The 18,664-nt window shown below is 37.3% G+C and carries 17 protein-coding genes; all 17 read right to left on the bottom strand.

What is annotated here, in order from left to right:
* Positions 1-118: 118 nt before the first annotated feature.
* Positions 119-1,078, bottom strand: a complete 960-nt coding sequence (locus tag ACTQ5J_RS01795) for a phosphoglycerate dehydrogenase (RefSeq protein ID WP_441750281.1) — start codon at positions 1,076-1,078, stop codon at positions 119-121.
* Positions 1,079-1,102: 24 nt separating this feature from the next.
* Positions 1,103-1,795: a thiamine diphosphokinase gene (locus tag ACTQ5J_RS01790; RefSeq protein ID WP_441750280.1), complete on the bottom strand. Its 693-nt coding sequence runs from the start codon at positions 1,793-1,795 to the stop codon at positions 1,103-1,105.
* A gap of 27 nt (positions 1,796-1,822) precedes the next feature.
* Complete coding sequence (gene rpe, locus ACTQ5J_RS01785) at positions 1,823-2,464, bottom strand: ribulose-phosphate 3-epimerase (RefSeq protein WP_441750278.1); 642 nt, start codon at positions 2,462-2,464, stop codon at positions 1,823-1,825.
* Between the two features lie 23 nt (positions 2,465-2,487).
* Positions 2,488-3,435: a ribosome small subunit-dependent GTPase A gene (gene rsgA, locus ACTQ5J_RS01780; protein WP_441750277.1), complete on the bottom strand. Its 948-nt coding sequence runs from the start codon at positions 3,433-3,435 to the stop codon at positions 2,488-2,490.
* A gap of 173 nt (positions 3,436-3,608) precedes the next feature.
* Positions 3,609-5,591: a Stk1 family PASTA domain-containing Ser/Thr kinase gene (gene pknB / locus ACTQ5J_RS01775; protein ID WP_441750275.1), complete on the bottom strand. Its 1,983-nt coding sequence runs from the start codon at positions 5,589-5,591 to the stop codon at positions 3,609-3,611.
* Positions 5,591-6,349 (bottom strand): Stp1/IreP family PP2C-type Ser/Thr phosphatase, encoded by a 759-nt coding sequence (locus tag ACTQ5J_RS01770; protein WP_441750273.1) that lies wholly within the window; start codon positions 6,347-6,349, stop codon positions 5,591-5,593. Before ACTQ5J_RS01770 ends, pknB begins: the two co-directional genes overlap by 1 nt.
* 20 nt (positions 6,350-6,369) lie before the next feature.
* Positions 6,370-7,731: a 16S rRNA (cytosine(967)-C(5))-methyltransferase RsmB gene (gene rsmB / locus ACTQ5J_RS01765; protein ID WP_441750272.1), complete on the bottom strand. Its 1,362-nt coding sequence runs from the start codon at positions 7,729-7,731 to the stop codon at positions 6,370-6,372.
* Between the two features lie 20 nt (positions 7,732-7,751).
* Positions 7,752-8,717: a methionyl-tRNA formyltransferase gene (gene fmt, locus ACTQ5J_RS01760; RefSeq protein WP_441750271.1), complete on the bottom strand. Its 966-nt coding sequence runs from the start codon at positions 8,715-8,717 to the stop codon at positions 7,752-7,754.
* Positions 8,718-8,731: 14 nt separating this feature from the next.
* Positions 8,732-11,170, bottom strand: a complete 2,439-nt coding sequence (gene priA, locus ACTQ5J_RS01755) for a primosomal protein N' (RefSeq protein WP_441750269.1) — start codon at positions 11,168-11,170, stop codon at positions 8,732-8,734.
* Between the two features lie 108 nt (positions 11,171-11,278).
* On the bottom strand, positions 11,279-11,473 hold the full coding sequence (gene rpoZ, locus ACTQ5J_RS01750) for a DNA-directed RNA polymerase subunit omega (protein ID WP_441750268.1): 195 nt from the start codon (positions 11,471-11,473) through the stop codon (positions 11,279-11,281).
* Complete coding sequence (gene gmk / locus ACTQ5J_RS01745; protein ID WP_441750267.1) at positions 11,470-12,111, bottom strand: guanylate kinase; 642 nt, start codon at positions 12,109-12,111, stop codon at positions 11,470-11,472. Before gmk ends, rpoZ begins: the two co-directional genes overlap by 4 nt.
* A 118-nt stretch (positions 12,112-12,229) precedes the next feature.
* A complete protein-coding gene (locus ACTQ5J_RS01740) occupies positions 12,230-13,228 on the bottom strand; it encodes an LCP family glycopolymer transferase (RefSeq protein WP_441750266.1) in 999 nt (332 codons plus the stop codon).
* A 258-nt stretch (positions 13,229-13,486) separates the two neighbouring features.
* Positions 13,487-14,134, bottom strand: coding sequence for a V-type ATP synthase subunit D (locus ACTQ5J_RS01735; RefSeq protein ID WP_441750265.1), 648 nt, complete (start codon positions 14,132-14,134; stop codon positions 13,487-13,489).
* 3 nt (positions 14,135-14,137) lie between these two features.
* Complete coding sequence (locus tag ACTQ5J_RS01730; protein WP_441750264.1) at positions 14,138-15,526, bottom strand: V-type ATP synthase subunit B; 1,389 nt, start codon at positions 15,524-15,526, stop codon at positions 14,138-14,140.
* Complete coding sequence (locus ACTQ5J_RS01725) at positions 15,526-17,304, bottom strand: V-type ATP synthase subunit A (protein ID WP_441750263.1); 1,779 nt, start codon at positions 17,302-17,304, stop codon at positions 15,526-15,528. Before ACTQ5J_RS01725 ends, ACTQ5J_RS01730 begins: the two co-directional genes overlap by 1 nt.
* A 36-nt stretch (positions 17,305-17,340) precedes the next feature.
* Positions 17,341-17,658, bottom strand: coding sequence for a V-type ATP synthase subunit F (locus ACTQ5J_RS01720; RefSeq protein ID WP_441750262.1), 318 nt, complete (start codon positions 17,656-17,658; stop codon positions 17,341-17,343).
* Entirely contained in the window at positions 17,642-18,658 is a 1,017-nt protein-coding gene (locus tag ACTQ5J_RS01715) for a V-type ATPase subunit (protein ID WP_441750260.1), read from the bottom strand. The genes ACTQ5J_RS01720 and ACTQ5J_RS01715 overlap by 17 nt, the downstream gene beginning before the upstream one ends.
* Positions 18,659-18,664 lie beyond the last annotated feature (6 nt).

Raw genomic sequence — 18,664 nt, 5'->3', positions numbered from 1 at the left:
AAACAAGTAAAAGCCAGTGAATACTGAGAATTTTCTCAGCTCACTGGCTTTTTTTGTATTAAGTTTTCAATAGCTTATTCGCTTACCATTATAGTGTATTGCTCTTGTTAGTCTATTATTAGTAACCTTTATTTTTCGCTACGATATTTCGACTTAACTTACCTGTATTGATATAACTTTCTAGATTCTGCTTAAATATTGGGAACGTTTCGTTCGCAAAGTGTGCGATATGCCCTGTGATATGAGGTGTAATCAATAAGTTATCTATCTGCCATAATTTTGACGTTTCAGGCAAAGGCTCTGTGTGGAAAACATCTAAGTACGCTCCCGCAAATTGCCCCTTTGTTAAAGCAGAGGCGATTGCTTCTTCATCAACAGTTTGGCCACGGCCAATATTGACGAATAAAGCCGTACTTTTTAAATGACTAAACCATTCTATATTAAAGTAATGGTGTGTTTGATCTGTTGCTGGTAAGGTACTTACAATAAAATCAGCCTTTTCAACCGCAGCCAGTGAATCAGACATTGATAAACTTTCCTCAAAATATTCAATTGATCGTCCATTCGTATTGATTCCAATTGTTTTCATGTTGAACGCTTGTCCAATTCGAGCGATTTCTTGTCCAATATTCCCAGTTCCATATATAAGAAGTGTTTTTTCTTTTAAAGAAAAATACGATTCATGTGCTGGACGAATCCATTGAAACGTTGCTTGGTTCATTTGACTGGTAAATAATTGGCGTCCAGTAGCTAATAAATAGCCAAATACAGATTCTGTAATTGGAACAGCATGCACGCCACTCATATTAGTAATCTGTACTTGAGGGTTTTGTGTAATTTCCTTTGGTAAATAATCTACACCTGCGGAAGCGGCTTGAATCCATTTTAACTGTGTAAACTTTGTTAAATCCTTTGGAGTATAAGCTTTATTCCAACCATACATTATTTCCACTTTTTCAAAATCCGCTTTACTTACCTCATCTTGAAACTTAATTTGATAATCTGAAGCAATTCTTTCAATTTCTTCAATTTGAAGGTGTTTAAATTTTGTATTTAATAAAATGATTGCTTTATCCATTCAATCTCTCCTATGCTAAAAGTCTTACTCTTCTTCTACCCACATTACCATTATAATGCCTTCTTCAAAAGAAATTTGAACTGGTTGCTGATCGATAAACTCATTACTAATGAGCGCTCGAGGATAAGCAATGTCAACTGGATCCAATTCATACTTGGCATATTGGATAGATAATTGCTTGAGCGCTGTCATTGAAATCAGTGAAAGGTAATCCGTCTGTTTATTCGCTTGAATTTGATAGCTACCTGGCTTATAAAACTTTATCACGTGGTTCGACTCAATAAACTGTAATCGATGAATAACTGCTTGAAATCGTGGCTGATAGACTAGCCATATGTTGGCAAACATGTGATCTAAACGACCCTGCTGCTCTCCTATACCACCAAATACATAATAGTCTGCTTCTGAATACCGTTCGATTGAGATACTTAACGCTAATTCCATATCAGTATCGTCTTTTATTGGCGAGTATTGTTGAAGCTTATGACTGTGTTCTCGGATTATCTCCAACTCGTCTGGCGTTACAGAATCAAAGTCACCAAAAGCATAGTCTAAAGAATAACCTGCTTTAATTAATGCCAAACCACCCCGGTCGACACCCACTAAAAAGGTTGACGAATAGATTGAAATCAGTTGGGCGACTCGCTTTAAATCTGGCGCATCTGCTCCCCCACATAAAATGACACATTGAGTAGCTTTAGGTGATTTAACTAACATAAATTCTTTCCTTTCACCTTATCTCTGTTAAATTCGTAAAGAATCAATCGCAGCTTTTCGATCTGTTTGATTAAAAATATATGATCCGGAAACTAACACATCAGCGCCTGCTTCAATACATTGGCGAGCAGTTTCAGCATTCACTCCGCCGTCAACTTCGATTTCATAATGATAGCCGTGTTCTGTCCTTAAATCTTTTAATTTTGATACTTTCTTTAAGGTACTTTCAATAAACACTTGACCACCAAAACCTGGATTGACCGTCATAACCAATACTAAATCAACTTCTGATAAGACAGCATTTAACGCCGCAACTGGTGTACCAGGATTGATAACAACTCCCGCTTTTTTACCAAGAGCCTTAATTTGTTGAATCACACGATGAATATGCTTCGTTGCTTCATAATGAACAGTAATAATATCTGCACCTGCCAAAGCAGTCGCTTCAATATATCGTTCTGGGTCTTGAACCATTAAATGACAATCAAAAATTAAGCTTGTCATTGGTCTAAGTGCTCCGAATACCATCGGACCAAAAGAAATATTCGGTACAAACATCCCATCCATTACGTCAATATGTAAGTAATCAGCTCCTGCTGCTTCAATATTCTTAATTTCATCTGCTAATGTTGCAAAATTAGCGCTTAACATCGATGGTGCAATTTTCATAATAATTTCCCCCAAGTGATTTATTAATCTTTCTTACGATAAATCGGTTTACGTTGTTCGATTCGCTCAAAAATTTGTAAGTAATTTTTGTAACGAGATTCTGCAATCTTTCCCTCTGTCAATAGCTGTTTAACATGACAATCTGGTTCGTTAATATGTAAACACGATCTGAATTTACATCCCTCACTTGCATCAGCAATTTCTGGGAAACAAGACGCAAGTTCTTCTTTTTCTAGCGTTGCAAATTCTATCGCGCTAAAGCCAGGTGTGTCAGCAAGCATCCCTTTATTAAATCGGTATAAGGTCACTTCTCGAGTCGTGTGTCGCCCTCGATTCAAAGCATCACTGATTGCAGCAGTTTCAATTTTAGCCTCCGGTAATAGACGGTTCAATAACGTTGATTTGCCAACCCCAGACTGACCCATTATCACGTATAATCCTGCTTCAATTTGGCCAGTTAATTTCTCAATACTTTCTTCACTATTATCAAGAGTAATCACTGTGTAGCCAATCGCTTCATAAACTTTGGATATTTTTCTTACAAAGGCCTTTGCTTCTACTTGTCCTTTTTGTTTAACTAATAAATCATATTTAGTTAATAAGACAAGCGGCTGGATATTATTAGCTTCTACTGACACTAAAAAATAATCCAATAAATTGTAAGAAAAATCTGGTTCAATAAGAGATGTCACCACAAAGGCATAATCCACATTTGCCACTGTTGGTCGGACAAGTTCGTTATATCGTTCTTGGATTTCAATTAATCGACTGTTCGAATTATCGTCTACTTCATCAACTTCGAATTTGACAATATCGCCTACTAGTGGTTTCGTTTGTTGATGTCTAAAATTCCCTCTAGGCTTTGTAGCATAAGACTCTCCTTCACTCCAAACATAGTAAAAGCCACTAATTGCTTGGTAGATGATACCCGATTTTACCACTATAGATGATTGTTCTGTAGTTTTTTTCATGAAAACCTCCTTATGTTAAATCACTAAAATAATGTGTTCTTTTTGCATAGTCGCTATTAATACAATAGCTTTTTTATGTTGAATTTACAAGCCAGACTCATCTAGCTGATAGCCTAATAAAACCAAAAAAACTAGTCACAAGTACAAAATTGTGGCTAGTTTCGTATGGCTTACTAATCTGGATAAACTGATAAATTCTCGGAATACACTTCGCCATTACGTAAAATTCGGTATTGACCCGTTCCATTACTTGAAATGTACATCAGTATTTTAATCGTTTTTGTTTCATCTAAACTTAACTCAGTATGCAGATTATTAATGTTATTTTTAGAGTCCCCAATGTAAATTTCAATTGTATTAGGTAAAGGCTCTAATTGTTCGACATCATCTTCTTCATAAGTGGGAACATATTCAATCTCAACGTTTTGTGTTGTTGTGACGACTTCCTCTTCTTCTGGCCCAGCAGACACGACTACTGCAATAACATCTCCTGGTACTAAAGGTGTACCATTACTTGGTGATTGACTAATAATCTGGCCTTCTGGTATGAAGTCACTGTATTCATATTCTGTTTCAACAGTTACACCATAAGCGGCTGCAAAGTTTTCAACCATATCGTAAGATAAATTATAAAAATCTTGCATAGTAAATGATTCAGAGTAACTACCCACAATTAATGTGATTGTTGTGTTTTCTGGGACAACTTTTGAACCTGGCTCAATACTTTGATCAAGTATTTTCCCTTCATCTTCAGGTCCAGAAGCTAAATCTCTTCGTTCAACAATAAAGTTTGCTTCTCTTAATTGACTACGTATCGGTTCATACATCTGGCCAATATAGTTACCAATTTCTACTTGTTCCTTCCCGTTACTCATTACAAGTTCAATGTCGCTATTTCTTTCAACTCTCTCATTACTACTTGGTGTTGTCGAAATCACATGACCCGCTTCAATCGTATTGTGCCACGCTTGTGTCACAGTACTTACAGTTAAATCAAACTCTGACAATATCTCTAGAGCTTCGCTCTGTGACATTTCAGTGACGTCTGGTACGTTCACATACCGCATCATCTGCGAGTATACATAATAGCCTCCACCAGCCATTAATAACAGGATTATGGCTGCAAATATCAAACCTAAAAATCCTCTTTTGTGTTTAGGTGCAGAGATGGGCGCCACTTCATCATAACTAGGATACACCGCCTCATCTAATGGTTCAGGAGCAGTGATCTGTTCTGCAAGTGCTTTGCTAGCACTAGTAATCGACTTAATTGGTTTAACAATCATCGTTTCTTCTAAATTATCAGAAGGCTGAAACATTGCTTCATTCATTCGATTGGCACTCAAACTTGTACTTAAGTCTTGCAACATCTCTTGAACAGAGTTATAACGATCCTTCGGTTCTTTAGCGGTCGCTTTTAAAACAACGTTCTCCAAACTTTGAGGTATATAATTTAAATTCTCTCTAATTCTTGGAAATGGTTCTTGGAAATGCTTCAAAGCAATCGAAACTGCCGATTCTCCATCGAAAGGAACCGACCCAGTGATTAATTCATATAGAACAACACCTAAAGCATAAATGTCAGATTTAGTTGTCGCATTACTTCCTCGTGCTTGTTCAGGTGATAAATAATGAACAGATCCAAGTAAAGTATTTGTTTGAGTGATTGACGTGTCAGATAAAGCAATGGCAATACCAAAGTCTGTAATCTTGACTTCATTTTGTCCTGTAATCAAAATATTCTGTGGTTTAATATCTCGGTGAATAATTCGATGTTTATGGGCAACATCAATACCAGAAAGAATTTGACTCATCACTGATACAACCAATTCTAAAGAAATTGGTGCATTCTGATGGATATAAGTTTTTAAATCCGTTCCTTTTACAAATTCCATAACAATATATTGTTGATTTTCTTCTTCATCAACGTCATACACTTCAACAATATTATGATGAAGTAACTGACTAGCGGACATCGCTTCTCTTTGAAAACGGCGAATCGCATCTTTGTTGTCTTGGAAGTCATATCTTAGAACTTTTACCGCGACATCACGGTCTAAAATCAAATCGTGCGCAAGGAAAACATTTGCCATACCGCCTTGTCCGACTGTGTCGGTCAATAAATAACGACCTGATAGTTTTTCTCCTATTTCCATTAGTGTTCGCCTCCGTCCGCCGACGTAGAATCCTGCGAAACTAGGATGAGTGTAATATTATCCATTCCACCCGCATCATTTGCTGCCCTAATCAACATTTCACCAAATTTATCTTCAAATCGGTGCTGATTAAATAAGTTGATTAAGCCTTCACGACTAACCATATTGGTTAATCCATCTGAACATAATAATAGCATTTCAATTTCAGATAAAGAAACTGTGTTTAATTCTGCTGAAACCGTTTCGGTTCCACCAATGGATTGTGTCACGACGTTTCTTCTTGGGTGATGATTCGCTTCTTCTTCAGTAATTTCTCCTGAACGGATTAATTCATTGACTAAAGAATGGTCTTCAGTAATTTGGGTTAAATCGCCTCGATAATATGTGTAAGCACGACTATCTCCTACGTGGGCAATCACAAAATGATTATCTACAGAAGCTGCCATAACTAATGTGGTTCCCATTCCGACTAATTCGGCATGTTCAACAGACTTCTTATAAATAAATTGGTTCACATCTTGGATTGCTTCCAGCATCCAATTTTGAAGGCTTTCTATCGTGAAGGCTGTTTCGATACTCTCGAACTTCTCTCCTAGATAGTTTGTTGTCATTCGACTTGCTACATCGCCTGCTTGATGACCGCCTACTCCATCACAGAGTATGAATAGATTCTGGTCGGCCTTAGAAGTATAATAGTCAGCATAGTCTTGATTAGATGTACGTCTCTTTCCAATATTGGAATGGACTGAAATTTTCATACTTTCACCTCGAATGTTACTTAATTGTTTTTAATTAATCGCGAAATAAAGAAACCATCAGTATGATACTGATTTGGCCAGATTCTAATTTGACCTTCGTTAGTCACGATATCAGATGGTACATTATCCTCTTCATTAAATTTGTCGATACTAAAATTAGGATGGCGTTGAATGAATTCTATTAAAGTTTGCTCGTTTTCTTCTACAGTCACTGTACATGTACTATAAACAAGCGTCCCTCCAACTTTCAGTAGGCTCGCCATATGTTCGAGTAACTCTGATTGAATCTGAGCTAGACCTAAAACATCATCCTGTGTTTTTTGATATTTAATTTCTGGTTTACGACGCATCAAACCTAAACCAGAGCAAGGAGCGTCTAGGTATATAATATCATACAATCGGTCATTTTTAGGATTAAATTTCGTTGCATCACTGACATGCAATGTAACTTTTTCTTTTAAATCCATACGGTGTAAATGTTCTGAGACTTTCTTAAGTTTACTTTCAGAGATATCCAATGCTGTTAAATGACCTTCGTTTAAGAAACTAGCGATATGCGTTGCCTTGCCACCCGGAGCTGAACAGGCATCTAGTACCTGCTCATTGCCTTTTAAGTTACCAACTGGTGCAACAAGCATTGAAGATTCATCTTGAATCGTTAAAAGACCATCAGCAAACGCTTGCGAATAAATCAAATTACCTTTTAGACAACGAATACCAAATGGTGATAAGGGACTTTCTTCTACGTCAAAACCTTCTGCTTTCAAGTCATCCATCAATTGACTTCGTTTGTCGACAGGTAAATTAATTCGAGCTGAAACAAAGGGTTCCTCAATTAAACTGGCTAATATCGCTTCTGTTTCTTCAAAGTTTTTCATTTCAAGTAATTTGTCCACGATCCACTTCTCAATACTATACTGGATAGATAATCTTTCTGAAACATCTGTGATATCCACAAATGACGGTCGCTCAGAACGTATAAAAGAACGCAATACACCATTCACAAAATTACCTAAACCTTGGTGGCCATTTGTTTTGGCAATTGATACTGCTTCATTCACCACTGCATGTGAAGGGATTCGATCTAAATACACCAATTGATAAACGGATAATCTCAACAAACTTTCTACCCATTTGTCTACTTTTCTATGTTTAATGTAAGGTTTTAAATAATAATTTAACGTGTACCTTCTTTGAATCACACCGTAGACAATTTTTACCAATAAACGATTATCTTGATCAGACAATTGAGAATCTTTCAGAAAACGATCGACAATAATATTCGAATACTGATGACGATGTTCAATTTGATCTAGCAACTTTAACGCATGCCAACGTAAATTGTCGGCAAATTTCTGTTCACTTTTCTGTCTAGTTTTCATTATCTTCTACTTTCTATTAATTAATGCTTTACCTCGAATTGTTTTCCTATAACACTTTCTGCTGGGTTACCTATTAAGAACGTTTGAATTGTCATACGTTTCTTTCCACTCTCTTGCCATTCTGAAATCGCATAATACGAATTGCCTCCACATTGAACAATTAAACGGCCCTCTTTTACTGCTACAATGCTTCCTGTCACCGCATCTTTAGTCGCATTGGTAAATTCAATCTCTTCACCCATCCAGATTTTTACTCGTTGTCCATCTAACCAGGTATAAGTTGATGGAAATGGTCGAAATCCTCTCACGTGGCGATCAACTTCACTTGCTGTCTCAGCCCAATTTAATTGTTCTTGTTCCTTAGTAATGGTTGGAGAAAAACTAACAGCATTCTCATCTTGGGGGACCGCTTGGATCTCACCCGCAAATAACTTCGGCAAAGTATCAAGCAATAAGTCTCGGCCTACAATCGCTAGCTTCTCAAACATAATCCCAACATCATCCGTTTTTCCGATAGGAATTGACTTTTGAGATAAAACATCTCCAGCATCCATTTTCTTAACCATATACATAATTGAAACACCTGTTTCTTGTTCACCTTTCCAAATAGCATAGTGAATCGGTGCTCCGCCACGGTACTTAGGCAATAATGAGGCATGAACATTGATTGCACCAAATGTTGGTGCTTCCAATAAACGTGTGGGGACAAATTGACCATAAGCAGCTGTTACAATTAAATCGGCCTTTAAATGAATAAGGGCTTCTAACTCTAGTGAGTGACTAATTTTTTCAGGTTGATAAACTTCAATATTATGTTCAACGGCCAGCTGTTTGACAGGGGGGGCAGTTAAGACACGCTTACGCCCTACTGGTCGATCGGGTTGTGTAACAACTGCTATCACGTCATGCTGACTATCGATTAAACCTTGCAAGACTTTGACTGAAAAATCTGGTGTTCCCATAAAAATAATTTTCTTGTTATCCATAAAAACCATCCTTGCTAAATAAAATATAAAGGCTCGTGATCAATATTCACTCGTAAGCCATGTTGTAATTCTTTTTGAGAAGTCATTAAGATGTCGTTCAATTGAGTTTGAAGCATTTCTTTATCCTTATACTTTAACATCAGTTGGAAATAATAATACTCATTAATTCTAGCAACCGGGCCTCGACTAGGTCCTAAAATTAAAAGGCTACGATTGGTCTCTTTCTCTTTATTATATAAAGCAGCCTTCAATTCATATATCTTCTCTTGTGCTTGCGATTGTCTCTTACTAGATACTGATATTAGAGTAGTAAAATAGTAAGGTGGATAATTCCCTATATGACGTCTTTTCATTTCATAGTAGAAGAATCTTTCAAAATCATGACTTTGTGCAAATTGCATGACATAATGATCTGGATTATATGTTTGAATGACTACTTCACCTAAATATTGCCCTCTACCGGTTCTACCGGCTACTTGTGTCAGTAGTTGAAATGTCTTCTCCCCTGCTCTAAAATCAGGCAGATTGAGCGATGTATCAGCGTTGATCACGCCTACCAAGGTGACTTTTTCAAAATCCAAGCCTTTGGCAATCATTTGTGTCCCCAGTAAAATGTCTGCATCGTGATCTGCGAATTGTTTTAATAATTTTTCATGCTGTCCTTTACGTCTGGTTGTATCATTATCCATTCGAATAATTCTCGATTCAGGAAACATCTCTTGAATCGTTTCGGCAACTTTTTGCGTTCCTAATCCAAATGTTCTTAAGTGAGTACTTTGACACTGTGAACATTGAGTCGGAACTCCTTGTTGATAATCACAGTAATGGCATTTCATTCGTCTATCATGTTTATGGTAAGTCAATGAAATATCACATCTTGGGCACTCTAACACATGACCACATTCGCGGCATAAGATATATGAGGCATAACCACGTCGATTCAGTAATAGTACGATTTGTTCTTTTTTGGCTAAGCGATCAGCTATCTTTTCTTTTAATATAGGCGAGATTTCATTGGTTGTTTCTCGTAGCATAACCTGTGTCATATCAATTATTTCTACTGGCGGTAAAGGTGCTTGATTCACTCTGTTGGCCATTTTTATTAAAGTATAGCGTCCCACCTCAGCACGCGAACGACTTTCCAAAGAAGGTGTTGCACTACCGAGAACTAGAGGACAATGATGAAACTCACTACGCCATAAAGCGACATCTCGTGCATGGTAACGAGGATTATCGGCTTGTTTGTATGTTGTCTCGTGTTCCTCATCTATAATGATAATTCCAAGATTATTTAATGGTGCAAAAATTGAAGAACGAGCTCCTACAACAATGGTCGCTTCACCTTTAATTATGCGGCGCCATTCGTCGTACTTCTCACTCGTTGATAGACCGGAGTGTAATACCGCTACCCCTGATGAAAACCGTTCGGTCACTCTTGCAACCATTTGTGGCGTTAAGGAAATTTCAGGCACTAGTAGAATAGCTGCCTCTCCCCTATCCCTGGCATGAGCCATCAGTTGTAAATAAACTTCTGTTTTCCCACTACCAGTCACTCCCTCGAGTAAGAACGTCTGATTTTTTTCTTCCGTAATTGCGGTTTGAATTGCATTGAATGCTGTGGCTTGTTCTGGTAATAACTCACGCGCATTCGTTGCTACTACGTGGTTATTTTCTAAAGGATTGCGATAAACCTTCTTATCAATCCGCTCAAACCATCCTTTATCAATCATCGTACGAATTGTGGCTGTACTAACCGAAGCCAAGCGAGCCACATCATTCAAAGGAATACTATCCTGATTAACATCCTTTTCTTCTATATAATAACTTAATAACTGAGCTTGTTTAATGCTTCGTTTATCCAAACCTTCACGAATAGTGATCATCTCTTCACGAGAAATTAATGGACGAACATGAGCAATCTTTTTCTGAGTCGTTTGGTTTAACACACGATACTCAAGTTCAATTGTTTGAGTCTGAATAAGCTCTTTGAGTAACTGACTCGGTAATTTCTCTTCTAATATATGCTTTTCATATTCTTCTTGTTCATTTGCAGAAAACTCATCCGTATAAGTTTGACTCAACTTTCTAAACTTTTCTAAATTATGTATAACAAACACATTTTCATACTTGACTTTTAACATGTTGGGTAACATAGCTTGCAAAATTGAAATGCGAAATGCATGTAGATTCTGAGCGAGATGTTCACTCAATTGAAGCAACTCTGGACTTAAAAATGACACATAATCAAATACGCCAGTAATTGCTTTTAATTTCCCACTAAACTCCGTATCCTCACTAATACCAACTACGAAGCCTAATAATTGTCGTCTGCCGAACGGAACTTGAACGCGTATCCCTAATTGAATGATCGCATGCCATTGCTCTGGAACATGATAATCAAATGTTCGATTAACTTGTGCTGCAGGTATATCCACGATAACTTGAACAATCACAAACTCTCACCTCCATTTACTCTGCATCCTTTATCCTACACTAAAAAAGACTACTAGAAAAGTTATTAATATATAACTTTCCGTAGCAGTCTCTAATGTGACAACTTATTATTGTTGAATATCTAAAACGCCATTTACAACTTCTTCTAGCGCTTTACCAACTGGTTTAATTGATTGGTATGTATCCAATTGCATATTATCGTAAAGGCGCATTTCATGCGCTCTTTTACTTGCTAAGATGATTAAGCTATATTTTGAAGGAACTTTTTCCAACAAACTATCAATTGACGGATATAACATCATAATGATTCATCCCCTTTTTGAAAATATTTATGAATATCTGCTCTTATTTTGTCGACAACGCGTTCTACTTTCAAATGCTCACTTTGAATAATTGAGTTGATTTTTTCAACAGCTGTTTCTACTACGTCATTCACCACTACGTAGTCATAATGTTGCATCAGTTCAATTTCTTCTCGTGCTTTTTGCATTCGTTCATAGATAATTGCTGCGCCATCCGTTCCACGTCCTGTTATACGAGATTTAAGCTCTTGTAAGTTAGGAGGAGCTAAGAAAATGAATATTCCTTCAGGCATTTTCTGACGAACTTTTAAAGCACCCTGTACTTCGATTTCTAAAAAGACATCATTACCAGCGGCTAAGTTCTCTTCTATCTTTTGAATAGGAGTTCCATAATAATTCCCTACGTATTCAGCGTGTTCCAATAAAGCATCCTGTTCAATTAATTTTTCGAATTCTTCCTTCGAAACAAAATAGTAATCAACACCATCTTGTTCGCCTGGTCTTTTAACACGAGTCGTTGCCGATACAGAATAAACATAATTGAATATATTCTTTTTAAAGATTGCTGCTCTAACAGTTCCTTTTCCTACACCGGACGGACCTGATAATACAATTAACAATCCTCTCGTTGATGCCATGCTACCCCTCCAATATGTTTTCTGCTAATTTAGTTATGAAGATTATCTTATCATAAAATCTGTCACCTTTAAAGCTGAGTGTCTAAAATAATGAAGATTCATGAAAATTCATTCGATTCTAATGATTAATTTCTAATTCATTTTTTAATTGCGCACTGATGTTCTGTAAAGATGATGGATCTAAGATTTCATAATAGACTCCATTTATCATACTGCCACTTCCACTTAATTGGAAGTTTTCAATCGTATTTATCGCGCCACGATACCCGTTAAAAATAGTGATCATATCTTCAAAAGTTACATCCGTTTGTACATTACCTTGTAAAGAAGCTAATATATCATTGTAATTCCATAATGTTGATATATTTAACGCCGCATGCAAGATACCATCAATTAATTGCCGCTGTCTAGCTTGCCTTCCGTAGTCTCCACCTGTATCGTAGCGATTTCTTGAATAAGCTAAGGCCATTTTACCATCCATATAGGTTGCTTGTCCTTCATAAAACTGGTAACTATCTTGACTAAAAGTATCCGTCGGAGCAATTGTAATGCCTCCTACTGAATCCACAATATCCGCAAATCCTTGCATATTAACCGATACTGTAAAATCAATAGGAATCCCTAGTAACTCTTGGACTGTATTGACTGACATCGCTACACCACCAAAAGCATACGCATGGTTAATTTTATCTTCAGTTCCATAGCCAGCAATATTTGTTAGACTATCACGGGGAATACTAGTAATCGTCGTGCGATTAGTAGTTGGATTGACCGTTGCGACCATCATAACGTCAGAACGCCCTGCATCTACGCGCCCCATATCTCCTGTATCAATACCTAACAAAAGAACAGAGAAAGGCTGTGCTTCATTCTTTATGTCAATCACTTCCTCACGAACAGCCACCTGTTCAGCTGGTCGTTCAGTATACAAGACTTCCGTTGTTTCTTCTACATTACGGTAAATACTAAACGCATAAAAACCAGCAACTGCAATGGCTATTAGTAAAATTATAACGATGACTCCAAAACATCCAATACGACGTTTGTGTCTTCGTTTTGGTTTACGTCGACGATTTCTTGATGATCTAGTCCTCATATTTTCATTTACATTTGACAAACAAATGCCTCCTCAAGCGATTCTTATCGCTACAAAATAATTCGAAAAAGTTTCTTATTTATAATATCAAACTTTTATGATAAGACCAATACTATTTTGTGAAAAATACTTTAAAGTTTCGGGTCAATGACTAAGATTAAAGATTCTGACTCGCTGTTTTATAAAAAAACTGTTACAAGGAAGTGTAACTCCTAGCAACAGTTTCAAATATTAATTAATTTTCTAAACGTCTTCCGTTCAATTTATGCTCTAAGAGCCTCAATCCTCTTCATCATTGTCCTTATCCATATCCTTGACTTTCATCATACGAGTGACATTTGCTCGCTCAGTTTCCTCAAGTTTCATTTCGATAAAGTAAATTGTTTCTTCAAGTTGTGGGATTGTACGAAACTCTAAACTATTTACCCTTCGACGTGTTTTCTCGATTTCATCTGCCATCAACTGACAGGTTTTCTCGATCTCAGCTAACGTCAACAAATCATCGAGCGAAGCAGAGATTTCATCAATTGCCTCATCCATTCCACTATTTGAATTTGAATAACTATAATACGCTCTATCGGTTTGTCCATGTTCATAGACATCCGTGTGCATTTTAGGTACTCTAACACTCATTATTGAATCAATACGTATTCTCAAGCTGATTTCTTTTGTCGGAACAGCAAATAAGCCTTGAACCATTTGATCGTTTTCTAATGACTTAGCCAGAACAAAGTCTTGCATACTTCCCACCAGACTATTCTCTACTTTTTCGCGCAGCTCATTATTTTGACGAATTAGTTTGATAAACTGGCGCATTAATTCATCTTGTTTGTCTTTCAATAACTTATGTCCGCTAGTTGCAGTGACTAATTGACTTTTTAAACGCCGCAATTCCATACGAGTAGGCTTTACATTTAACTTGGCCAAGAGTTATTCACCCTCTTTTTCGCTAAGATATTCGTCAATCATATCATCCTTAATTCGTTTCAACTCAGTTCTAGGGAGCAATGATAATAAGTCCCAAGCTAAATCAAGTGTCTCTTCAATTGAGCGATTGGTATAAAAACCTTGGTTAATATATTCTTCTTCAAATCGCTCTGTAAATTCAACGTACTTACGATCTGTTGCAGATAAAGCAGCTTCACCAAGAATTGCTTCAAGCTCTTTCGCTTCTTTTCCTGTCGCATAAGCAGCAAACAGCTGGTTCATAGTGGCCGCATGATCTTTACGTGTTTTCCCTTCACCGGAACCTTTATCTTTCAGTCGTGAAAGTGAAGGCAATACATTAATTGGTGGTCGATAGCCACTATTATATAGGTCACGATCGAGAATAATTTGACCTTCTGTGATATAGCCAGTTAAATCAGGAATCGGATGCGTAATGTCATCTTCCGGCATAGAAAGTATTGGGATCTGTGTCACTGATCCAGTTTTACCAACTAACCGCCCAGCTCTTTCATATAAACTTGATAAGTTAGTATACAGATAGCCTGGATAACCACGACGACCTGGCACTTCGCGACGGGCAGCCGATACTTCTCGTAGAGCCTCACAGTAATTGGTCATATCCGTCATAATTACTAAGACATGCATACCTTTTTCATAAGCCAGATATTCAGCTGTGGTTAAGGCAATTTTAGGTGTCGCAATTCTTTCAATTGCAGGGTCATTTGCTAAATTTATAAATAAAACTGAACGATCAATCGCTCCTGTTTTACGTAAATCATTCACGAAAAACTCTGCTTCCTCAAAAGTAGTTCCCATTGCAGCAAAAACCACTGCGAAATTTTCATCAGAATTTAAGACAGTTGCTTGTCTTGCAATTTGAGCAGCTAATTCCTGATGGGGCAAACCAGATCCAGAGAAAACCGGTAATTTTTGCCCACGAACGAGCGTATTTAAATGGTCAATCGCTGATATTCCAGTCTGAATAAATTCGTCTGGAAAGTCACGAGCGACTGGGTTAATCGCTTGTCCATCAATATCAAGATGCTTTTCTGCAATGATTTCTGGTCCATCATCCATAATTTTTCCCATTCCGTCAAAGACACGACCAATCATATCTTCAGACACTGGTAAATGTAAAGAACGACCAGAGAAGCGAATTTTTGAACTTTCTAAGTTAATGCCAGCTGAGCCTTCGAACAGCTGAACCATTGCCTTATCTTCGTCAACCTCAAGAACTTGACCTTGTCTTACTTCTCCATCCTGCATTTGTACTTCTACTTGTTCATTAAACTTGACGCCTTCGACGCCTTCAACAATCATTAGGGGACCAACGACTTCTTTAGCTGTACGATATTCTTTTATTCTTGCCATCAGTCCTCACCTCCACTTTGGATGACTTGACGAATTGTTAATTCTATTTCTCGGTTTAAGGCTTCTATTTCACTGATTCTTTCTTCATTTATAAATTTACTTCGGGCAATACGATCACGTAAATCTTCGGTTCCATTCATAATATCTTGATAATAAGATCCTAAATCAATTGCTTCATTAGCTTCATGGTCGAAGGTTAGAATATTCGTTAACATTGCTATTTGTTTTTTAAAGGATGTATATGTATCAACATCATCAAATGCATTTTGTTGCAAATAGTCTTCACGAATCATTTTCGCTGTATTAAGTGTTAAACGGTCGCGGTCCGATAGAGCTTCCACGCCAACTAGACGTACAATTTCATTCAGCTCATCTTCTCTTTGAAGCAAATTCATCGCCCGAGTCACTTTTTCACTCCATTTGATACCGTACTCTTTGTTTAAGTACTGACCGATGTCATCGGAATATAAAGAATATGAATTTAACCAATGAACCGAAGGGAAGTGTCTTCTTTGAGCTAATGAAGCGTCTAATCCCCAGAAAACTTTGACGATACGTAACGTATTTTGAGTGACAGGTTCAGACGTATCGCCGCCGGGTGGAGAAACGGCTCCAATCGCCGTGATAGTCCCTTCTCTGGATTCAGACCCAATCGTTTCAATGCGTCCAGCTCGCTCATAATATTCCGCGATTCGACTTCCTAGATAAGCTGGATAGCCTTCGTCACCTGGCATTTCTTCCAAACGTCCAGACATCTCACGTAAAGCTTCTGCCCAACGTGAAGTTGAATCAGCCATAATCGCTACTGAATAGCCCATATCTCTGAAGTACTCAGCAATCGTTATTCCTGTGTAAATAGACGCTTCACGAGCAGCTACTGGCATGTTTGACGTATTCGCAATTAATATTGTTCGTTCCATAATTGACTCTCCAGTATTGGGATCAATTAGCTCAGGGAATTCATTAAGTACATCTGTCATTTCGTTACCGCGTTCACCACAGCCCACATAAACGACAATATCAACATTTGAAAACTTGGCAATTTGATGCTGAACAACCGTTTTACCGGCTCCAAATGGACCAGGGACAGCTGCTGCTCCACCCTTTGCAACCGGGAAGAAAGTATCAATAACTCTTTGCCCAGTAACCAGTGGTTCTGTTGGGATTAGTTTCTTTTTGAAAGGGCGACCTTTACGAACAGGCCACTTTTGCATCATAGTTCCTTCGAATTCCTCTCCGTTGTCTAAATTCAAGACATAAACGATATCTTTAATTGTGTAATCTCCAGAACTTATGTGCTTGATAGTGCCTGATTTGCCAACTGGAACCATAATACGGTGTTCAATAACTTTAGTTTCTTGAATGACCCCTAATATATCGCCAGCTTGGACATAGTCACCTTCATTTTTTCTTGAGACAAATTGCCACTTTTGTTCACGGTCCAAGACATCAATTTCCTCACCACGAATTAAATAATCACTTTTAGTGGTTTCCATAAAAGCTTTTAATGGACGTTGGATTCCATCAAACATATTAGTAATTAAACCTGGACCTAATTCTACTGATAATGGGCTACCTGTCGTAATAACTGGTTCGCCGGGTCCAATACCTGATGTTTCCTCATATACTTGTATGGAGGCCTTATCTCTTCTCATTTCAATGATTTCGCCAATGAGTCCCAATTTACCCACTCGACAAATATCTTGAATATTTGCATCTTGCATACCTGAGGCAACAACAAGTGGTCCTGAAACTTTTATCACTTTACCTTGACTCAATACATTCCCTCCTTGTGTTTGTATTTTTTTCATAATCTATAAAATATCCTGCCCGACAGCTTTTTTGACATTTTCTTGAATTCTTGCAGCTCCAATTCCTAAACGCCCTTTATGTGTCGGTATTAGTATTATTGCTGGTGTGACTTGTGTATCATAATAACTAATCAGTTCTGGAAGCAGTTCTGCAATATTTTCAGTTAAATAAATAATGCCATAATTACTTTTAGCTAGCTGTTTGATTAATTTCTCTGCTTCTTGAGCTTCATTGACAGGATATGTATCAAAACCGATGATTTGAAAAGGTAATATCGCATCACCATTTCCTACGACAGCAATTTTATATTGTTTCGCCATAAATCGGTTTCATCCTCTCTTTAATTTGTTCATTAGATAATTGATTGACTCGACCTGCCAAAATAAGTCTCAAATTTTTCACTTCCATTTGCTTACCGTACAAAAACCTTAAAACTGGCATTGGTCCTGTCGTTTCACGTCTCTTTTCATGTAAAAAGCTATGAGTATAAATACTTTGGAGCTCTTCTAGCTCAAAACTTTGAATGGAGCCGTCTCTCATTTTATCTTGATAAAATGCAAACGATTTATCAAAGGGTAATTGATTAATTGAATCAAACCAAACGTGTAATTGTGAATTTTCAACCATTTGAACAAACGTTCTCGAATCATACGATCCATCGTCAGACATAATTTCGATTAAATCACTCATTGCTGAATCATGGTCTAAACCTCTTCTAACCGAAATGACATTGTAAAAATCAATCAAAACATTGACTAAATTAGTAATGTCTGGGTGATTAAGAGTGTGTTCAATTTGCCGTAAATGTTTAAAGTAGGCATTATCCATACCTATGTCCAAGGCTTCCACTACTTGATAATGGCCATAGCTCTTCCAGGTACTTTCAATTTCTTTCACGACTGATGGATCCAACACAGATGATTCTAAGGTTTGAACAACGTGTCGCAATTCACTCATCGAGAAGCGACCAATCGGAATCAACAAGTGGTTTAAATCCTTGTCTGTGGCCCGCATCAAGAGTAACATCTTCAAATTATGATAAATAAATTTCAATGCAAAAATATCAACCACTTCTGGAATTGGTGACTCTTCATAAGCGAACTGAAATTCATTGATTAACTCGTTCATTAGTCGATTTTCAATTCTTGAAGTGTCAGATAAATCACTCAAACTAAATCGATAATCCGTATTCTGTAAAAGTAAATGTAAACTTTCTTCGTCAACAGCGTTTATTAATTTTTCAATATCTATTTTGGATAGCAGGGTTGATTCTTTAACGCTAATAAGTGTATTAAGTTCTGTAAATTGTTCAGCGTCCACAAACAC

The organism is Fundicoccus sp. Sow4_F4 (genome assembly GCF_052116145.1).
Taxonomy (GTDB): domain Bacteria; phylum Bacillota; class Bacilli; order Lactobacillales; family Aerococcaceae; genus Fundicoccus.
The sequence above is the reverse complement of the archived record's forward strand: the minus strand, read 5'-3'. Positions and strand labels throughout refer to the sequence as shown.

Bases quoted from the DNA above. Each gene is read 5' to 3' on its own strand.
- ACTQ5J_RS01795 (WP_441750281.1), bottom strand. From the start codon at position 1,078: ATGGATAAAGCAATCATTTTATTAAATACAAAATTTAAACACCTTCAA.
- ACTQ5J_RS01790 (WP_441750280.1), bottom strand. From the start codon at position 1,795: ATGTTAGTTAAATCACCTAAAGCTACTCAATGTGTCATTTTATGTGGG.
- rpe (WP_441750278.1), bottom strand. From the start codon at position 2,464: ATGAAAATTGCACCATCGATGTTAAGCGCTAATTTTGCAACATTAGCA.
- rsgA (WP_441750277.1), bottom strand. From the start codon at position 3,435: ATGAAAAAAACTACAGAACAATCATCTATAGTGGTAAAATCGGGTATC.
- pknB (WP_441750275.1), bottom strand. From the start codon at position 5,591: ATGGAAATAGGAGAAAAACTATCAGGTCGTTATTTATTGACCGACACA.
- ACTQ5J_RS01770 (WP_441750273.1), bottom strand. From the start codon at position 6,349: ATGAAAATTTCAGTCCATTCCAATATTGGAAAGAGACGTACATCTAAT.
- rsmB (WP_441750272.1), bottom strand. From the start codon at position 7,731: ATGAAAACTAGACAGAAAAGTGAACAGAAATTTGCCGACAATTTACGT.
- fmt (WP_441750271.1), bottom strand. From the start codon at position 8,717: ATGGATAACAAGAAAATTATTTTTATGGGAACACCAGATTTTTCAGTC.
- rpoZ (WP_441750268.1), bottom strand. From the start codon at position 11,473: ATGATGTTATATCCGTCAATTGATAGTTTGTTGGAAAAAGTTCCTTCA.
- gmk (WP_441750267.1), bottom strand. From the start codon at position 12,111: ATGGCATCAACGAGAGGATTGTTAATTGTATTATCAGGTCCGTCCGGT.
- ACTQ5J_RS01730 (WP_441750264.1), bottom strand. From the start codon at position 15,526: ATGGCAAGAATAAAAGAATATCGTACAGCTAAAGAAGTCGTTGGTCCC.
- ACTQ5J_RS01720 (WP_441750262.1), bottom strand. From the start codon at position 17,658: ATGGCGAAACAATATAAAATTGCTGTCGTAGGAAATGGTGATGCGATA.